Raw genomic sequence first — 17,328 nt, forward strand, 5'->3', positions numbered from 1 at the left:
AGTTGAATTACGTACAAAAATATGAAGATCTACGGCTGCCGCCGCGGGCGCTCACAGCCCGAAGCGGCGCTGGAGGTCACCCAGCTGCCCCGGCATCCGCGGCACACCCAGCTGCCCCAGCGGTCCCTGGCCACCGCCGTGACCGGCCCCCGGAACGCCGGCCGACTCCGCCCCGGCGCCCACCGCGCCGACCGCCTGCTCCGCCATCAGCATCTCCGACGACTGGAGCAGTACCGTCCCCGCCCCCACGAACTCGAACTGGTGCTCCTCTCCCGAGGCGCCACCGAGGCCGGTCAGCGAGCGCAGGCCGCCCATCACGCCCGACATGTAGCCGTGGTCGTAGTGGTGGCACGGCGAGGGACAGTCGGCCCAGCCCACCAGCGCCTGCGGGTCCACACGCAGTGGCGGCTCCATGAACACCACCGGTCCGTTGGACGCCGCCACGAACTTCCCGGTTCCGATCAGCGTCAGGAAACCCGGGACGATCGACTGCTTCAGCGCCAGCGTCGGCTGGTAGGCGAGCAGGTTGCCTGACCGAATCGTCAGGTTCCCGTTGTCCAGGTCGTACGAGTTCACGTCGAAGGCCCGGTCGGCCAGCAGCATCTTGCCCTGCCCCTCGGCCACCACCCAGTCGCTGGCGTGCAGCGGCGAGTGGAAGCTGGTGCGCAGCAGCCGGTCGAAGCGGCCGTTGCCGATGCCGTTGAACTCGATGCGCCCGTAGTACGAGATCATCTTGCCCTTCTGCAGGAACCACTGGCTCCCCTTGAGCTCCACGCAGAAGGTGTAGGCGTTCACGTTGTCGTCGGAGGGCAGGGTGTACGGGTCGAACACCGTCGGGCCGCCGGGTCCGCCGGTCACGGGTCCAAAATTCACAGCTTTTCCTCCGAGGCCTGCACATATACGGCGCCCTGGCCGGACAGCTCCAGCTGGAACGCCTCACCCGAACCGCGTCCCACCATGTCGCGCCACCCGAGGGCCGCCGACAGCTTGTTGCGGACCTCGCCGTGGTGGGCGACGTACGCCTGCGGGTCCACGTGGACCGGCCGCTGGGGGGTGATGGGGAGCTCGATGACCCCGCCGTGGGCCATCACGGCGACCGCGCCGTGACCCTTGAGCGTGGTCGTGAACAGGCCCTGGCCGGTCACCTGGCCGCGCACCATGCCCATGACACCGCCCTGCGAGCCCATGAACATCGTGCCCTGCTGGAGGGTGCCGTCGAAGGCCAGCAGCCGGTCGGCCTCGACGTACAGCGTCTCGCCGGTCAGGTTGATCACCTGGATGTGGTGGCCGCCGTTGCCGAACATCACGGTGCCGCTGCCCTCGACCGTCATCAGCGGGGTCTGCTCGTTCGCCACCCGGCGCCCGATCATGCCCATCACCCCGCCCTGACCGCCGGTCAGGCTCGGGGTGAAGGAGACCTCGCCGCGGTACGCGAGCATCGCGCCCCGCTGGCTGTACATCTTCTGGCCCGGGATGACCTGGGCCTCGACCATCTTCGAGTTGATCTCGCGGAACGGCATCAGATGTCGCCCCCGACGGTGTTGCGCTCGCTGGGCTGCACGTAGACCAGGCCCTCGCCCTCGAAGCGGATCTGGAACGCCTCGCCGGAGCCCTCGCCGATCAGCGTGCGGAAGTTCACGCCGGACTGGAAGGACTGCTGGAGGTTGCCGGTGTGCGCGATGTACGCCCCCGGGTCGACGGAGAGCGGGTACTGGGCGCTGACGCGCAGCACCACCGCCGGGCCGTCGGACATGATCGCCGCCTGGCCGCTGCCCTCGACGGTCGTGGTGAACAGGCCGTTGCCCGTCGTCGCGCCGCGCAGACCCGTGAAGGTCGTGCCGGTGCGCAGCCCGGCGTCGGTGCACAGCAGGTTGCTGGACTCGACGTAGAGCTTCTCGCCGCGCAGATTGACCAGATTGATCTCACTGGCGCGGTCGGCGAAGAAGCAGGTGCCGTGCCCCTGTACCTCCATCACGGTCATCTGCTCGCCGGTCAGCCGGCGGGTCACCATCCCGCGGAGGCCTTCGCCGCCGCCGGTCATCTTCTTGAAGGCCATCTGACCGTCGTACGCGACCATGGAGCCGTTTTTCGCTTTGACGGCATCCCCGGTCAGGTCGACGGCGAGCACCTTGCTGCCTTGGAGTCGGAACTGAGCCACGGGGAGACGTTATCGGCAGCGGGCGAACCCGAACAGGGCTGCGCGGCCGATATCCGCCACACTCGGGCGGTACGGACAGCTGACGGGCACCCGGGTCAAGGTCCCGCAAAGCGGCTGAGACACTGGGACAGCCCCCAGGCCTCCATCCCGAAGGTTCACACGTGGACATCAAGACCGCCTCCGCCCTGCACCGCCTCCGCCTCGTCTCCGTCCCGGAGGCGCTGTCGTTCCCGGCCCTGCTGATCTTCGGCTCGCTGCTCAGCTGGCTCACCGACATCGACTACCTGAAGATGCCGCTGGGCATGCTGCACGGCATCCTCTTCCTCATCTACTCGGTCTTCCTGCTGGATGTCTGGAACAAGGCCAAGTGGCCCTTCAAGAAGGCCGCGCTGTTCTTCCTGCTCGCGCTGGTGCCGTTCGGCGGCCTCTACGGCGACAAGCTGCTCAAGCGCGAAGAGGCCGACAGCGTCATCGCGGCCCGTGCCCGTGAGGTGGCCGACGCATGATCACCGCGTTCTCGGTGACCCCGCTGGGGGTCGGTGAAGAGCCGTCGCTCGGCGGGCCGGGAGCCTAGAACCTGCGGTAGACGCGGATGGTTCTCTCCGCGACGCACACGGCCCCGTTGCGGAGGATCATCGTTCGGGTGGCTCCGGCCCGTAGCGGAGATCCGCGATCGGGATCAGATGACCGCCCGCTAAGACGTGATCACCGACCTTGAGTTCATGCGGCTGACAATCCACGGGGGCCGTACCCGGCGGGATGCGGACCGGGGGCTTCTCCCGTGGCGCGCGCCGTCTCAGAGGCACGCAGCACGCCGTACGGGCGATCCACTGGAACCCTCCCGCGTCCATCGCGGCCTTCCGGCTTCCTTCACTCCGGCCAGCGGGACCGGCCGGTCATGCGCGAAACTGGCCACAGTTGGCGGCGCCGTTGCTCCGTTCGGCCCACACCCTGGCGCCTGAGATCGCGTCCACGACTAGCGTCTGTTCCATGAGCGGGCTGAGAAGGCCGGGCGATGGGCAGGAACACGCCTCGCTGCCCGACGAAATCCAGGCCAAACTCGGGAAGCGCCTGGACGATGTCGCCAAGATCCTCGCCGGGACCCTGGTCACCGTAGCGGGCGTCATGACCGCTCTCGGGCTCACCAGCGACGTCGTCTTCGTCGCGCTCAACAACGAGTCGTGGCCCATCTACGTGGCGTCGCTCTGCGCCATCCTGGCGATTGTCTGCAGCATCGTGGCATTGCTGATTCGTCCCACGCGGCGGGGCAACATGTGGGAGACCGCCGTGCTCATCCTCGGAGTGATCTTCTACATGGTCGCGCTGAGCGTGGCGGTGGTCGGTGCCGCGAAGGCGGCGGGCGGGAACGGGCGGCCGTCCATTATCGATGTCAGCCTCACGGGGCCCCGGTCCGATGCGAGGCTGAGGTTCGGCGTGCACGCCGACGGCGTTGATACATGGGCCACCGTCGAGGTGTACGCGTATGCCGTGGATGCGGACGGGGAAGCTCTGGCGCCGGTGGACTTCTTCCGCAGCAATCTCCGGCCCAATGACCGGGGCGTGATCGAGCACCGGGTCGACACACCGGTCGCCATTCCGGCCGGGGCGTGGGGCATCGCTATCAACGCCGTGGCCGCCAACGGGTCGGACGTTTGCGAGACGCTCGCGGAGCGCGGGCCCACATGTGTGGTGATCCAGCTGCCCTGACGTGCCTCAGGCCGGCGGGCGCAAGCCCAGGCACCCCCGCCGATAGCGGCTCGCGACCCGTATGCGGCGCCCATTCCAGCGGATCACAAGACCCGGAGACTCGACTACTACGAGAAGCGTGACGAGCCGATCCAGTCGCAGCACTACCGCCGGCGGCGGGGCGGCGGCGGGGCGGCGGCGACGGCTCGCGACACCGGCTGACTCCCGACGCCTACGGTGACGTGCCCGTGGTCAGGGCGATCGCCAGCGGGGTGCGCTCGTAGTGGATCTGGTGCCCGTGGCGGGCCGAGATGACCAGGCCCGCCGCGTGCAGGGTCTTGAGGTGGGCCGACACCGTGGACGGGGCCAGGCCCAGCCGGTGGGCGAGGGCCGTGGTCGAGGCGGGTTCGTGGAGGGCGCACAGCACATCGGCGCGGACGCGGCCGAGCAGCCGGGCCAGCGCCTGCGGGGTCGGTCCCGCCGAGGCCGTCCACAGCGCGCCGATGCCCCGGGCCGGGTACACCAGGGTCGGCTGCCAGGGCGGGTCGTAGCCGCCGACCACCTCCGGCCAGACGAACGCGCTCGGCATCAGCAGCAGGCCCTGCCCGTCCAGCGAACGGTCGTGGTGCGTGCGGCGCCGGATCGTCAGCGTGCTCCCCTGCCAGGTCAGGTCCGGGTGGAGCCCGTCGAACAGCGCCTCCAGCCCGCCCGCCGCCAGCCGCCGCGAGTGGAACAGGATGTCCGCCTCCAGCAGCCCCCGCAGCCGCGGCCAGTGCGGGGCGATCAGCGCCGCCCAGGCCTGTTCGTACAGGTCGGCCAGCTCCCGTACCGCCCGCGCGGGATCCGCGAGCATCCGCCGCCCGGGGTCGCTCTCCGCCGCACCCGGGGTGCAGACCAGCGAGCGCCGGAGATCCTCCCGGGCCTCCTCGGGATCGGCGGCCCGCACCCGCGCCAGCTCCTCCTCGAAGGTGACGGAGGGTCCGATCGGCGGCGGGCTGAGGAAGTCCGGGTTGTGACCGGCTTGCGGCATCAGCAGCCACAGCGGCCGCAGGTCCAGCCTGTCGGCCGCGGCGCGGATCTGCCGGAGCCAGGGGAGGTGGTACGCCTGCCGTCCCGGCCGCAGCAGCGTCCGTACGGCCGCCTGTGTCTCCCACTGCGGGGAGATGGAGAACCGGCAGCGGAGCAGGTCCCCGGGTCCGAAGCGGAAGTGGAACCCCATGAGACAGACACCTACAACTCGATGAGAAGGACCTCGATGATCCGGCGCGATGATCCGGGCCATGATTCGGGCTGAGACGAATCTCTACCGTCGTCACCGTAGCCCGCCCAGGGTGTCGCGTATGGCAACCGTCAACCAGGCCACGGCCGGCACCCCCTCGAATCCTTCCGGCGGCTACCGCTCCGTCTTCCGGGTCCGGGAGTTCCGTGCCGTCTTCGCCGCGCACCTGATGTCCGTCCTCGGCGTCGTCGTCGCCGAGATCGCCCTCACCGTCCTCGTCTACCGACTCACCGGCTCGCCCCTGATGAGCGCCCTCACCTTCGCCCTCGGCTTCCTCCCGTACGCCCTCGGCGGCACCCTGCTCGCCGGCACCGCCGACCGCCGCCCCGCCCGGCGCGTGCTCGTCGGGTGCGACCTCGTCTGCGCCGTGTGCGCCGCGGCCATGGTGCTGCCGGGCACCCCGGTCGCGGGGCTCCTCGTACTCCGCTGCGCGATGGCCTTCGTCGCGCCGCTGTTCCAGGGAGCCCGCAGCGCCTCCCTCGCCGATATCCTCGGCTCCGGCGAGACCTTCGTCCTCGGCCGCTCGCTGCTGCGCATGGTGGCCCAGAGCGCCCAGCTCATCGGCTTCGGGCTCGGCGGGCTGCTGCTCACCGTCCTCGCACCGCGCGGGGCGATCGCGCTCACCGCCGCCGGGTTCCTCGGGTCGGCGCTCCTGCTGCGCTTCGGCACCCGGGCCCGCCCCGCCCGTGCGGCGGCCGCCGGCCGCACCTCCCCGCTCGCGGGCCTGCGGGCCGTCTTCGGCGAGCGCCGGCTGCGGGTGCTCACCCTGCTGTTCTGGCTGCCGCCCGTGTTCCTCGTCGTACCGGAGGCGCTGCTCGCCCCGTACGCCGACGGCCTCGGGGCCGGGACCGCCGCCCTCGGGCTGCTGATGTGCGCGTTGCCCGTCGGCACCATCGCGGGTGAACTGTGGGCCGGCTCCGTCCTCACCGCCCGTACGCGTTCCCGAATAGTGGCCCCGCTCGCCGCCGTCGGCCTGCTGCCGCTGCTCGTCTACGCGGTCCGGCCGGGCCCGGTCGCCGTACTGGCTGCGTTGCTGCTCGCCGGGCTGGCGCACGCGTACACCCTCGGACTCGACCGGATGTACGTGGACGCCGTCCCCGAGGAGCTCCGCGGCCGGGCGATGACCCTGCTCAGCACCGGCATGATGACCCTCCAGGGGGCCGGGATGGCGCTGGCCGGTCTGGCCGCCGAATTCCTCGCGGTCCACGTGGTCGTCACCGCCGCCGCGGTCCTCGGCACCGGGGTCGTGCTGCTGCTCCTTGCCGAACTCCGCGCCACCGCCCGGCCGCTGCGCGGGCCGAGGAATGAGACGGGGCTGGCCATCAAATGACCTGCCGGTAGGGTCTGATGCGTGCCCAAGCCGCTCAGTCTTCCCTTCGATCCCATCGCCCGCGCCGACGAACTGTGGCAGCAGCGCTGGGGACCGGTGCCCTCGATGGCCGCCATCACCTCGATCATGAGGGCGCACCAGATCCTGCTCGGCGAGGTCGACGCGGTGGTCAAGCCGTACGGACTGACCTTCGCGCGGTACGAGGCGCTGGTGCTGCTCACCTTCTCGAAGGCCGGCGAGCTGCCGATGTCGAAGATCGGCGAGCGGCTGATGGTGCACCCGACCTCGGTGACGAACACCGTGGACCGGCTGGTGAGGTCGGGCCTGGTCGACAAGCGGCCCAACCCGAACGACGGTCGCGGAACCCTCGCCTCCATCACGGACAAGGGCCGAGAGGTCGTCGAGGCCGCCACGAAGGACCTGATGGAGATCGACTTCGGGCTCGGCGTGTACGACGCCGAGGAGTGCGGCGAGATCTTCGCGCTCCTGCGCCCCCTGCGGGTGGCCGCCGCCGACTTCGAGGAGAAGTAGCCACCGTCACGCTGCCCGTACCCCGCCCCGGTCCAGATCGCGCAAAACGGGCGGTTAGGCTCGTCGGCATGAAACGAAGCGTGCTGACCCGCTACCGCGTCATGGCCTACGTGACGGCGGTCATGCTGTTGATCCTCTGTGCCTGCATGGTGGCGAAGTACGGCTTCGACACCGGCGCCGACCTGACCTTCGCGGTCTCGCAGGCCCACGGTGTGATGTTCATGATCTACCTGGTGTTCGCCTTCGACCTGGGCTCCAAGGCCAAGTGGCCCTTCGGCAAGCTGCTCTGGGTGCTCGTGTCGGGGACGATCCCGCTGGCCGCGTTCTTCGTCGAGCGCAAGGTCCGCGCCGAGGTCGAGCCGCTGTTCAGCGGCGCTCTGGCCACCGCCAAGGCGTAACCGTTACCACCCCCGGGGTGACTCCCCGGGGGTTGCCCATCGACATTTACTAGGACGTCCTAGTAAATTCGAGTCATGGACGCAGACGCCATCGAGGAAGGCCGCCTTCGCTGGCAGGCCCGCTATGACAAGGCCCGCAAGCGCGAGGCCGACTTCACCACACTCTCCGGCGATGCCGTCGATCCGGTCTACGGGCCCCGGCCCGGGGACTCGTACGAGGGGTTCGAGCGCATCGGCTGGCCGGGGGAGTACCCGTACACCCGAGGCCTGCACGCCACCGGCTACCGCGGGCGGACCTGGACCATCCGGCAGTTCGCCGGGTTCGGGAACGCCGAGCAGACCAACGAGCGCTACAAGATGATCCTGGCCGCCGGCGGCGGCGGGCTCTCCGTGGCCTTCGACATGCCGACCCTCATGGGGCGCGACTCCGACGACCCGCGCGCCCTCGGCGAGGTCGGGCACTGCGGGGTCGCCATAGACTCCGCCGCCGACATGGAGATCCTGTTCAAGGACATCCCGCTCGGTGACGTGACCACCTCGATGACGATCTCGGGCCCCGCCGTGCCCGCCTTCTGCATGTACCTGGTCGCCGCCGAGCGGCAGGGCGTGGACCCGGCCGTCCTCAACGGCACGCTCCAGACCGACATCTTCAAGGAGTACATCGCCCAGAAGGAGTGGCTCTTCGAACCCGAGCCGCACCTGCGCCTCATCGGCGACCTCATGGAGTACTGCGCCACCGGCATCCCGGCGTACAAGCCGCTGTCGGTCTCCGGCTACCACATCCGCGAGGCCGGGGCGACGGCCGCGCAGGAGCTCGCGTACACCCTGGCGGACGGCTTCGGCTACGTGGAGCTGGGCCTCTCGCGCGGCATGGACGTCGACGTCTTCGCGCCCGGGCTCTCCTTCTTCTTCGACGCGCACCTCGACTTCTTCGAGGAGATCGCCAAGTTCCGCGCCGCCCGCCGGATCTGGGCGCGCTGGATGAAGGAGGTGTACGGGGCGAAGAGCGACAAGTCGATGTGGCTGCGCTTCCACACCCAGACCGCCGGCGTCTCGCTGACCGCCCAGCAGCCGTACAACAACGTCGTACGCACCGCCGTGGAGGCCCTCGCGGCCGTCCTCGGCGGCACGAACTCGCTGCACACCAACGCCCTCGACGAGACCCTCGCGCTGCCGAGCGAGCAGGCGGCGGAGATCGCCCTGCGTACGCAGCAGGTGCTGATGGAGGAGACCGGGGTGGCCAATGTGGCCGACCCGCTGGGCGGTTCGTGGTTCGTCGAGCAGCTCACCGACCGCATCGAGGCCGAAGCCGAGAAGATCTTCGACCAGATCAAGGAGCGTGGGCTGCGCGCCCACCCGGACGGGCAGCACCCGATCGGGCCGATCACCTCGGGCATCCTGCGCGGCATCGAGGACGGCTGGTTCACCGGGGAGATCGCCGAGTCGGCCTTCACGTACCAGCGGTCGCTGGAGAAGGGCGACAAGCGGGTCGTCGGCGTCAACGTCCACCACGGCTCGGTCACCGGGGACCTGGAGATCCTCCGGGTCAGCCACGAGGTGGAGCGCGTACAGGTGCAGGAGCTGGCGGCGCGGAAGGGGCGGCGGGACGACGCGAAGGTCGCCGGGGCCCTGGCCGCCATGCTGGATGCCGCCCGGGACGGGTCGAACATGATCCCGGCGATGCTGGACGCCGTACGCGCCGAGGCCACGCTGGGCGAGATCTGCAACGCCCTGCGGGACGAGTGGGGCACGTACACGGAGCCGCCGGGATTCTAGCCACCCGGGGGGGCGGGGAGAGAGGCTGCCGTTGCGCGGAGCCTCTCCCCGCCCTTCACCGTTGCCGCCTCAAACGCCGGCCGGGCCCTTGAGGCCGTGTATCAGGAGGGTGGTGAAGGTGGCCACCCACAGCTCGTCCACGGGTTCCGAGCTGACCAGCGCGCGATGGACCACCGTGCCCGCGATGACGTCGAAGATCAGGTCCGTGGTGTGGCCGGCCAGGGACTCGTCCTCCTCGTACGGGAGTTCACCCCGCGCCTGCGCCCGCTCGCGACCCAGTACGACGAGACGTTTCTGCCGGTCCACGATCGCCGACCGGATCCGGTCGCGCAGCGCCTCGTCCCGCGTGGACTCGGCCACCACCGCCATCAGGGCCGTCCGGGCCTCCGGGCGCCGCAGCAGATCCGCGAACTGCAGGACCACGTACTCGATGTCCGATTCGAGAGAACCCCGGTCGGGGAGTTCGAGGGCGTCGAAGAGCTCCGCGACCGCGTCCACGACCAGCTCGTTCTTGCCCGCCCAGCGCCGGTAGAGGGTGGTCTTCGCGACCCCCGCCCGGGCCGAGACGTCGCTCATCGTCAGCTTCGACCAGCCCAGCTCGACCAGCGCGTCCCGCGTCGCGGCGAGGATCGCCGCGTCCGCAGCGGCGCTGCGGGGGCGGCCTGTGCGGCCGGTCGGGGGGCCGATGCCTGGGCTGGGGTTGCGCATGGCGGTGACCATACCCGCCGGTAGCGGAACCACCGGACCCCGAATCGCTGTGGTTGAGATCACTGGGCGCGGATGGCCGCAGGGAGTTACGCTACGGGTCGTAGCGTAAGAGCGACAACCACGCGAAGCTACAGGCGCCAGGTGGGGACCCGGCGCCGCACCGCATCACCGCAGACCGCATAACCGCAGCACCACATCGGCGAATTCACGCGATCTTTTTCGCAGGCGCGCGCACACGGGGGAGGATGTACGCATGCAGCCCAGAAACATGTCCATGAGCGGCGTCGTCGACCTCGCCGCGGTGAAGGCGGCCGGCGAAGCCAAGGCGAAGGCCGAGCAGGTGCGAGCCGAATCGGCCCGGCGGGGTGGCGCCGACGCGGGCGCCGCGCACCCCGGCGCCGTGCCGCCGTCCGCGCTCGTCATCGACGTAGACGAGGCCGGCTTCGAGCGCGATGTCATCCAGCTCTCCAACGAGGTCCCGGTCGTCCTCGACTTCTGGGCCGAGTGGTGCGAGCCGTGCAAGCAGCTCAGCCCGCTGCTGGAGCGGCTCACCTTCGAGGCGAACGGCCGCCTCGTCCTGGCGAAGATCGACGTCGACGCCAACCAGATGCTGATGCAGCAGTTCGGGATCCAGGGCATTCCCGCCGTCTTCGCCGTGGTCGCCGGCCAGGTGGTGCCGCTGTTCCAGGGCGTGGCGCCCGAACAGCAGATCCGCGAGACCCTCGCCCAGCTGGTCCAGCTCGGCGAGGAGCGCTTCGGCCTCCTCGGCATCCAGGTCGACCCGGACGCCGAAGTCGCCCCCGCCCCGGCGGCGGGCACGGCCGCCGAGCCGGTCGGCCCGTACGACGCGCTGCTGGCGGCGGCGGTCGAGGCGCTGGACGCCGGTGACCTCGGCGGCGCGGTTCAGGCGTACAAGAACGTACTGGCGGACGACCCGGCGAACATCGAGGCCAAGCTGGGCCTGGCCCAGGCCGAGCTGCTCTCCCGGGTGCAGCACATGAACCCGCAGGCGGTGCGCGAGGCGGCCGCCGCGAACCCGGGCGACCCGCAGGCGCAGATCGCCGCGGCCGACCTGGACCTGGTCGGCGGTCATGTGGAGGACGCCTTCGGGCGCCTGGTGGACACCGTTCGAGTGACGTTCGGTGAGGACCGCGACGTGGTACGGGTGCGGCTGCTGGAGCTGTTCGAGGTCATCGGGGCGGACGACCCCCGGGTGACGGCGGCGCGCACGGCGCTCGCGCGGGTGCTGTTCTAGGACGCCGCCCGGGCGTGTCCCGGGTCCGCGCGGAGCACCGACGATTTATTGACACGTAGAGGAACAACGGCCGCACTTTGCCAAAGCTTGGCAATTGCGGCCGCTGTTACTCGCAGTAAGTGGAACCCCGTGAACTGTCCGGAGTATTCCTGAATCCACCGGTCTGTCGTGGCCCTTGGTGACACCCTGTGTCGCTGCCCGACGGCGCTGGGTCGAACCCCGGTTATCTGGCCGTTACCCGCCAGTAACGACCCCCCTTGTGCCCCGGCCTGGAATGGACCACGATCGGCGACGCTCGGTCCTTCCCGCAGAGCCGCTCATCCGGAGCCGCGGCGAAGGGTCCCCACCGAGTCGGCCGGTGGCAGTGGCACCGGCCGTAGGACAGGGGGGTCTTCGCCACACCGGCGGAGCCTGTCCTCCTGGTTGCGCGAACGCGTGACCCAGTGGTTGTCGCTCGGGGGTGATCGCCGGTGTATCGGACGCGGCTTGGCGCCGCGGCCCGGCCGCCTGCGCTCCTTCCCGAGGACGTAGCACTTCTCCCATCCCAGGACGGGCACGGCCCGGACCGGAGATGTACGTCCGAGAAGGAGGAACGAAAATGAGTTCTCAGGTTCGTGGTGGGACCAGATGGAAGCGCTTCGCGCTCGTCATGGTCCCGAGCATCGCGGCCACGGCCGCGGTCGGTGTGGGTCTGGCGCAGGGTGCCCTCGCGGCGTCCTTCAGCGTCTCCGGCCAGGACTTCAAGGTCTCGGCCGACAAGCTCGACGGTGACGACCTCATCCAGTACGGCAGCATCGCCAAGGGCAAGGGCCTCGACGGCAAGGATGCTGCGCACCCGGTCACCATCTCCGGGTTCCGCCACGCGGAAATCACCAACATGTGCCAGTCGCTGGTCACGCCGATTCCGGGCCTCGGCAACATCACGATGAGGCTGCAGACCGGCGACAAGGGCAAGCCGGCGATTGCGGAGAACATCTACCTGGATGTCGCCGAGCTCGACACCGACGCCACGTTCACCGACCTCGACATCGGTGTCGCGGTGGGCGCCGCGGGCGGCACTAAGGAACACCCCACCACGCCGCAGGCCGGCACGGTGGCGAACGGCGCCCTGTTCGCCCAGCGCGCCAAGAAGGCCGTGCTGACGGACGTGCGCCAGAAGGCGTGGGCGACGACGGCGGGTACTTTCACACTGCCCGACCTCAAGCTGCGTCTGCTGAGCGGCGACCAGCCGTGCTACCAGGACGAGAAGTAATCAGTCCCGGTGCGTGACCGGAAGGGCGGTCGGCGTCGGCAGCTGTCGTCGCCGACCGCCCGCCCGGGCTCCACAGAGTTCTCCGTACCACCCGTTTCCAGGGAGCTGTTGTCCATGAACCCCCAGGCCCCGGTTTACGTTCGCGGCGACGACGACGCTTGGCTCACCGTCGTGTACTACCACTTCTATGCCTGGCGCGGTCGCCGTCCCTTCTGGGCAGGGCTGTTCACGCTCCTCAGCGGCGTCCCGATCGCGTACTTCCCGTACGCGGATCTCCGGCTGGGCAACATCACCCTCGCGATGGCGACAACGGCCGGCTCCGGCTCGCTGATCATCGGCGTCCTGCTGATCACGTTGGGTCTGGCCCTCTGGTTCCAGCAGGGCATCCGGGTCTTCGCGGGAGTCGCCTCGATCCTGCTGGCCCTGGTGTCGCTGCCGGTGTCCAATCTCGGCGGCTTCTTCATCGGCTTCACCCTGGCGATGGTCGGCGGCGGCCTCGCCCTGGCGTGGGTCCCGGGCAGTCCGGCGGAGGAGGCCGACGCTCCGGCCGTGGACCTGGGCAAGGCCGAGGCGATGGCGGGCGGCCCCCACGGCGTCCCGGCCCCGCGCGATACGGAAACGGCATACGCGAGCGAGACGACTGCCCACGCCGATGGCGGGAGGAACAGTGCGGGGTGACGAGACGCAGCGGGGCGTGGCCCCAGGCGCAGAGTCCCGCGAAGGAAGGGGCCCGCGGCACGCGGCGCCCCGGAAGTCGCTGCTGAACAAGATCCAGATACCTGTCGGCAAGACGATGGCGCTCGCGGCGATGCCGACGGCGGTCTTCGTCGGGATGGGCATGGCGCCGAAGCTGGCCATGGCCGACGACAAGGAGATCCCCTTCGCGCCCGGACCGTGCGTCACGCGGTCCGACGAACCCACGGAGTCGGCGTCGCCCACGCCGTCCAAGACGCCCTCGCCGAGTACGTCGCCCACCGCGACCCCCTCGCCGAGCGCGTCCGCGACGGCCCCGAAGCCCGGGGTGACCCCGTCGGCTCCGAAGCCGTCCGCGAGCAAGACGGCGGAGAAGCCGGCCGCCACCACGACGACGGCGCCGGCTGCGAAGCAGGCGTCCCCGACCGCGTCCCCGTCCCCGACGGCGACCAAGACGACGAACCCGCTGGACCCGCTGGGAGTCGGCGACGCCCTCACGGGCCTCGTGAACGAGCTCGGCAAGCCCCTCGCGGACGCGACGAAGACGGCCACCCCGACGCCGACCCCGTCGACCACGACCAAGACACCCACCCCCGACCCGTCCGCGGACGCGATCCGCGAGGCGGCGAAGAAGGCGGGCGTCTCGGTCGAGGAGCTGACCCAGGACGTCAAGGACACGGCCAAGACCCCGAAGGACGAGACGGGCAAGGCCACCGACGGCAAGGCGACCGCCTCGCCCTCCCCCTCGGCCTCGGCGACGAAGGACGCGGACGGGAAGGAACCCTTCCCCTGTCCGACGTACGACGCCAAGGCGCTCGCGGACGCCGAACTGGAGACGGGGATCCCGCTCCTGCCGGACGAGCCGTGGTACCTCGACAGCTCGCTGCTGACCCTCTACGGCCTGGACTACCACGGCATCGTCGAGGTGAAGACGGCGGGCGGCAAGACCAAGAAGGTCCTGAAGTTCACCGCGGACTCGCTGGACATCAAGGACCTCTACCAGACGGTCGGCAAGACCGGGAACGTCGCGCACCTGAAGTCCCGCCCTGGCTCCACCTCCAAGATCCGCGGCGCCACGGTGACGATGTACACCGAGAGTCTCAAGGGCAACCTCTTCGGGCTCATCCCGATCGAGTTCACCCCGAACAGCCCGCCGCCCCTGAACGTCCCGTTCGCGTTCTTCACGAACGTCAAGGTCGTCCAGGCCGGCCAGTTCGGCGGCACCCTCACCGTCCCGGGCCTCAAGAACTACGTCGGCCCGCCGGAGTAGTAGCCCTATATGAGCTGTTGACGGCCCGCGCTTCGCCCGAAGCGCGGGCCGTTCTCGTATGACGAGGGCAACGGGTTCAACGTCTACCGTTCCCGGACGTCTCCCGGCGGCAGATCGCCGAGACCGACGCCGGGTGAGAACACACCGAGGGCGGCACCCCGGATCCTGGAAGGGATCCCGGGTGCCGCCCTCGGTCTCTGTGCGGCAGAGTCGATCAGGCCTGGGCGGCAGCCGCGCCCAGGTGGTGGACGCGGACCATGTTGGTCGTGCCCGGGACGCCGGGGGGAGAGCCGGCCGTGATGATCATGATGTCGCCCTGGTTGTGGCGCCCCAGCTTGCGCACCTCGGCGTCCACCAGGTCGACCATCGCGTCGGTGTTGTCCACGTGCGGGACGATGGCCGACTCGACGCCCCAGCTCAGCGTGAGCTGGTTGCGGGTGTTCACGTCGGTGGTGAAGGCCAGGATCGGCTGCGAGGCGCGGTAGCGCGACAGCCGGCGGGCGGTGTCACCGGACTGGGTGAAGGCGACCAGCGACTTCGCGTCCAGGAAGTCCGCGATCTCGCAGGCCGCGCGGGCCACGGAGCCGCCCTGGGTACGGGGCTTCTTACCCGGGACCAGCGGCTGGAGGCCCTTGGAGAGGAGCTCCTCCTCGGCCGCCGCGACGATCTTCGACATCGTCTTGACGGTCTCGATCGGGTAGGCGCCCACCGAGGACTCGGCCGACAGCATGACCGCGTCCGCCCCGTCCAGGATCGCGTTGGCGACGTCGGACGCCTCGGCGCGGGTCGGGCGGGAGTTGGTGATCATCGACTCCATCATCTGGGTCGCGACGATCACCGGCTTGGCGTTGCGGCGGCACATCTCGATGAGCCGCTTCTGGACCATCGGGACCTTTTCGAGCGGGTACTCGACGGCCAGGTCGCCACGGGCCACCATGACCGCGTCGAAGGCGTCGACCACGGCGGCCATGTTCTCGACGGCCTGCGGCTTCTCCACCTTGGCGATGACGGGGACCCGGCGGCCCTCCTCGTCCATCACCTTGTGGACGTCCTTGACGTCGCTGGCGTCGCGGACGAAGGACAGGGCGACCATGTCGCAGCCCATCCGCAGGGCGAAGCGGAGGTCGTCGACGTCCTTCTCCGACAGGGCGGGGACGTTCACGGCGGCACCCGGCAGGTTGATGCCCTTGTGGTCCGAGATGACACCGCCCTCGATGACGATGGTCTTGACCCGCGGGCCGTCGACCTCCGTCACCCGGAGCTCGACGTTGCCGTCGTTGATCAGGATCTGGTCGCCCTTGGACACATCGCCCGGGAGGCCCTTGTAGGTGGTTCCACAGATGGACTTGTCGCCCGGGACGTCCTCGGTGGTGATGGTGAACTCGTCACCGCGCACCAGCTCGACGGGACCCTCGGCGAAGGTCTCCAGACGGATCTTCGGGCCCTGGAGGTCGGCGAGGACGCCGACCGCGCGCCCGGTGTCCTCGGAGACCTTCCGGACGCGGTCGTACCGCTCCTGGTGTTCTGCCTGGGATCCGTGGCTGAAGTTGAATCGGGCCACGTTCATACCTGCCTCGATGAGCGCTTTCAGCTGCTCATACGAGTCGACGGCGGGGCCCAGCGTGCAGACGATTTTGGAACGGCGCATGGAGCGGATCCTATCGGTTTGTTTCGTAGCGGAATATTCCGTCTGGTGGAAAGTCCAAAGTGACTACCCGGTAACCAGCGCGTAGGCCTGCGCGGCGATCTCCAGCTCCTCATCCGTCGGGACCACGGCCACCGCCACCCGGGCGTACTCCGCGGAGATCAGCCGCGGCTCCCGGGAGCGCACCGCGTTCGCCTCCAGGTCCAGCACCAGGCCCAGCTCCGCCAGACCCTCCACGGCAGCTTCCCGGACCTGGTGGGCGTTCTCGCCCACCCCGGCCGTGAACGCCACCGCGTCCACCCGGCCGAGGACCGCCGAGTAGGCGCCGATGTACTTCTTCAGGCGGTGGATGTACGCGTCGAAGGCGACCGTCGCCGCCTCGTCGCCCTCGCCCGCGCGCCGCAGTACCTCGCGCATGTCGTTGTCGCCGCACATGCCCAGCAGACCGCTCTTCTTGTTCAGGAGCGAATCGATCTCATCCACCGAGAAACCGCCCACCCGCGCCAGGTGGAACACGACCGCCGGATCCAGATCGCCCGAGCGGGTCCCCATGACCAGGCCCTCCAGCGGGGTCAGACCCATCGACGTCTCCACGCACACCCCGCCCCGCACCGCCGAGGCCGAGGCGCCGTTGCCCAGGTGCAGCACGATCACGTTCACGTCCTCCACCGGCTTGCCGAGCAGCCGGGCCGTGGCCCGCGAGACGTACGCGTGGGAGGTGCCGTGGAAGCCGTACCGCCGGATGGCGTACTTGTCCGCCGTCGCGGCGTCTATCGCGTACCGCGCCACGTACTCCGGCATCGTCGAGTGGAAGGCCGTGTCGAAGACCGCGACCTGCGGGAGGTCCGCACGCAGCGAGCGCGCCACCTCGATGCCGGTCACGTTCGCCGGGTTGTGCAGCGGGGCCAGCGGGATCAGGTTCCGGATCTCCGCGAGCACCTCGTCGTCGATCACCGTCGGCTGCGTGAACCTGGTCCCGCCGTGCACCACCCGGTGTCCCACGGCGGCCAGTTCGGGAGAGTCCAGCCCCAGCCCGTCGGCGGCGAGCTCCGCCGCGACGGCCTGGAGCGCGGCCTCGTGGTCGGCGATCGGGCCGAGCCGCTCCCGCTTTCCGCCCTCGGCGCCCGGCCCGGTCAACGGCTCGTGGACCAGCCGCGAGGTCTCCTCGCCGATGCGCTCCACCAGGCCGACGGCGAGACGGGAGGAGTCCGCCATGTCGAGCAGCTGGTACTTCACGGACGAGGAGCCGGAGTTGAGGACGAGTACGCGCGATGCGGTCACGATGAGGGTCATTCCTTCAGGGTGGGGGCTCGGTGGGGTGGGGGACTCAGGCGGCGGGGGGCTCAG

17 protein-coding genes are annotated in these 17,328 nt (G+C 69.9%); 10 read left to right on the plus strand and 7 right to left on the minus strand.

Annotation, left to right across the window (positions count from 1 at the left end; genetic code table 11):
- Positions 1–51: 51 nt before the first annotated feature.
- Genes J7I97_RS34355 through J7I97_RS34365 form a run of 3 tightly spaced genes read right to left on the minus strand, consistent with a single transcriptional unit; the run spans position 52 to position 2,158 of the window.
- Positions 52–858 (minus strand): AIM24 family protein, encoded by an 807-nt coding sequence (locus J7I97_RS34355; RefSeq protein WP_214943331.1) that lies wholly within the window; start codon positions 856–858, stop codon positions 52–54.
- A gap of 11 nt (positions 859–869) precedes the next feature.
- Positions 870–1,520, minus strand: a complete 651-nt coding sequence (locus J7I97_RS34360) for an AIM24 family protein (protein WP_214943334.1) — start codon at positions 1,518–1,520, stop codon at positions 870–872.
- On the minus strand, positions 1,520–2,158 hold the full coding sequence (locus J7I97_RS34365; protein ID WP_030009698.1) for an AIM24 family protein: 639 nt from the start codon (positions 2,156–2,158) through the stop codon (positions 1,520–1,522). Before J7I97_RS34365 ends, J7I97_RS34360 begins: the two co-directional genes overlap by 1 nt.
- Positions 2,159–2,319: 161 nt before the next feature.
- Between J7I97_RS34365 and J7I97_RS34370 the strand changes: the two genes are divergently transcribed.
- Together J7I97_RS34370 and J7I97_RS34375 are read left to right on the plus strand one after the other, a co-directional pair.
- Positions 2,320–2,664 carry a DUF3817 domain-containing protein gene (locus J7I97_RS34370; RefSeq protein ID WP_214943337.1) on the plus strand — a complete coding sequence of 115 codons (345 nt, stop codon included), beginning with the start codon at positions 2,320–2,322 and terminating at the stop codon, positions 2,662–2,664.
- A gap of 484 nt (positions 2,665–3,148) precedes the next feature.
- Entirely contained in the window at positions 3,149–3,865 is a 717-nt protein-coding gene (locus J7I97_RS34375; protein ID WP_214943339.1) for a hypothetical protein, read from the plus strand.
- Positions 3,866–4,076: 211 nt separating this feature from the next.
- On the opposite strand, the gene J7I97_RS34380 is transcribed toward J7I97_RS34375, so the two are convergent.
- Entirely contained in the window at positions 4,077–5,063 is a 987-nt protein-coding gene (locus J7I97_RS34380) for a DUF5937 family protein (RefSeq protein WP_214943341.1), read from the minus strand.
- Positions 5,064–5,184: 121 nt separating this feature from the next.
- Between J7I97_RS34380 and J7I97_RS34385 the strand changes: the two genes are divergently transcribed.
- The 4 genes from J7I97_RS34385 to J7I97_RS34400 all read left to right on the plus strand — a co-directional run bounded on the left by J7I97_RS34385 (position 5,185) and on the right by J7I97_RS34400 (position 9,158).
- Entirely contained in the window at positions 5,185–6,453 is a 1,269-nt protein-coding gene (locus tag J7I97_RS34385; protein WP_214943344.1) for an MFS transporter, read from the plus strand.
- A gap of 21 nt (positions 6,454–6,474) precedes the next feature.
- Positions 6,475–6,984, plus strand: a complete 510-nt coding sequence (locus tag J7I97_RS34390) for a MarR family winged helix-turn-helix transcriptional regulator (protein ID WP_214943347.1) — start codon at positions 6,475–6,477, stop codon at positions 6,982–6,984.
- Positions 6,985–7,052: 68 nt separating this feature from the next.
- A complete protein-coding gene (locus tag J7I97_RS34395) occupies positions 7,053–7,382 on the plus strand; it encodes a DUF3817 domain-containing protein (protein ID WP_214943350.1) in 330 nt (109 codons plus the stop codon).
- Between the two features lie 75 nt (positions 7,383–7,457).
- Positions 7,458–9,158 (plus strand): methylmalonyl-CoA mutase, encoded by a 1,701-nt coding sequence (locus J7I97_RS34400; protein ID WP_214943353.1) that lies wholly within the window; start codon positions 7,458–7,460, stop codon positions 9,156–9,158.
- A gap of 69 nt (positions 9,159–9,227) precedes the next feature.
- Here J7I97_RS34400 and J7I97_RS34405 read toward each other — a convergent pair whose 3' ends face one another.
- Positions 9,228–9,866, minus strand: coding sequence for a TetR/AcrR family transcriptional regulator (locus tag J7I97_RS34405; RefSeq protein ID WP_251051387.1), 639 nt, complete (start codon positions 9,864–9,866; stop codon positions 9,228–9,230).
- Positions 9,867–10,119: 253 nt separating this feature from the next.
- Between J7I97_RS34405 and J7I97_RS34410 the strand changes: the two genes are divergently transcribed.
- The 4 genes from J7I97_RS34410 (at position 10,120) to J7I97_RS34425 (ending at position 14,336) form a co-directional block, all read left to right on the plus strand.
- Positions 10,120–11,121, plus strand: a complete 1,002-nt coding sequence (locus tag J7I97_RS34410; protein ID WP_214943359.1) for a tetratricopeptide repeat protein — start codon at positions 10,120–10,122, stop codon at positions 11,119–11,121.
- Positions 11,122–11,719: 598 nt separating this feature from the next.
- A complete protein-coding gene (locus tag J7I97_RS34415) occupies positions 11,720–12,373 on the plus strand; it encodes a DUF6230 family protein (protein WP_214943363.1) in 654 nt (217 codons plus the stop codon).
- Between the two features lie 114 nt (positions 12,374–12,487).
- On the plus strand, positions 12,488–13,051 hold the full coding sequence (locus J7I97_RS34420; protein ID WP_214943367.1) for a DUF6114 domain-containing protein: 564 nt from the start codon (positions 12,488–12,490) through the stop codon (positions 13,049–13,051).
- Positions 13,041–14,336: a hypothetical protein gene (locus J7I97_RS34425; RefSeq protein WP_214943370.1), complete on the plus strand. Its 1,296-nt coding sequence runs from the start codon at positions 13,041–13,043 to the stop codon at positions 14,334–14,336. The genes J7I97_RS34420 and J7I97_RS34425 overlap by 11 nt, the downstream gene beginning before the upstream one ends.
- Before the next feature lie 214 nt (positions 14,337–14,550).
- Here J7I97_RS34425 and pyk read toward each other — a convergent pair whose 3' ends face one another.
- Together pyk and J7I97_RS34435 are read right to left on the minus strand one after the other, a co-directional pair.
- Positions 14,551–15,984, minus strand: coding sequence for a pyruvate kinase (gene pyk, locus J7I97_RS34430; protein ID WP_214943373.1), 1,434 nt, complete (start codon positions 15,982–15,984; stop codon positions 14,551–14,553).
- Between the two features lie 63 nt (positions 15,985–16,047).
- Entirely contained in the window at positions 16,048–17,274 is a 1,227-nt protein-coding gene (locus tag J7I97_RS34435; RefSeq protein ID WP_214943376.1) for an acetate kinase, read from the minus strand.
- Between the last annotated feature and the right edge of the window lie 54 nt (positions 17,275–17,328).

This window comes from Streptomyces sp. ISL-87 (genome assembly GCF_018614095.1).
Taxonomy (GTDB): domain Bacteria; phylum Actinomycetota; class Actinomycetes; order Streptomycetales; family Streptomycetaceae; genus Streptomyces.

Excerpts from the sequence above, each read along its gene's own strand:
- J7I97_RS34420 (WP_214943367.1), top strand. The coding sequence starts at position 12,488 with ATGAACCCCCAGGCCCCGGTTTACGTTCGCGGCGACGACGACGCTTGG.
- J7I97_RS34410 (WP_214943359.1), top strand. The coding sequence starts at position 10,120 with ATGCAGCCCAGAAACATGTCCATGAGCGGCGTCGTCGACCTCGCCGCG.
- pyk (WP_214943373.1), bottom strand. The coding sequence starts at position 15,984 with ATGCGCCGTTCCAAAATCGTCTGCACGCTGGGCCCCGCCGTCGACTCG.
- J7I97_RS34400 (WP_214943353.1), top strand. The coding sequence starts at position 7,458 with ATGGACGCAGACGCCATCGAGGAAGGCCGCCTTCGCTGGCAGGCCCGC.
- J7I97_RS34435 (WP_214943376.1), bottom strand. The coding sequence starts at position 17,274 with ATGACCCTCATCGTGACCGCATCGCGCGTACTCGTCCTCAACTCCGGC.
- J7I97_RS34375 (WP_214943339.1), top strand. The coding sequence starts at position 3,149 with ATGAGCGGGCTGAGAAGGCCGGGCGATGGGCAGGAACACGCCTCGCTG.
- J7I97_RS34395 (WP_214943350.1), top strand. The coding sequence starts at position 7,053 with ATGAAACGAAGCGTGCTGACCCGCTACCGCGTCATGGCCTACGTGACG.
- J7I97_RS34405 (WP_251051387.1), bottom strand. The coding sequence starts at position 9,866 with ATGCGCAACCCCAGCCCAGGCATCGGCCCCCCGACCGGCCGCACAGGC.
- J7I97_RS34380 (WP_214943341.1), bottom strand. The coding sequence starts at position 5,063 with ATGGGGTTCCACTTCCGCTTCGGACCCGGGGACCTGCTCCGCTGCCGG.
- J7I97_RS34415 (WP_214943363.1), top strand. The coding sequence starts at position 11,720 with ATGAGTTCTCAGGTTCGTGGTGGGACCAGATGGAAGCGCTTCGCGCTC.
- J7I97_RS34360 (WP_214943334.1), bottom strand. The coding sequence starts at position 1,520 with ATGCCGTTCCGCGAGATCAACTCGAAGATGGTCGAGGCCCAGGTCATC.
- J7I97_RS34385 (WP_214943344.1), top strand. The coding sequence starts at position 5,185 with ATGGCAACCGTCAACCAGGCCACGGCCGGCACCCCCTCGAATCCTTCC.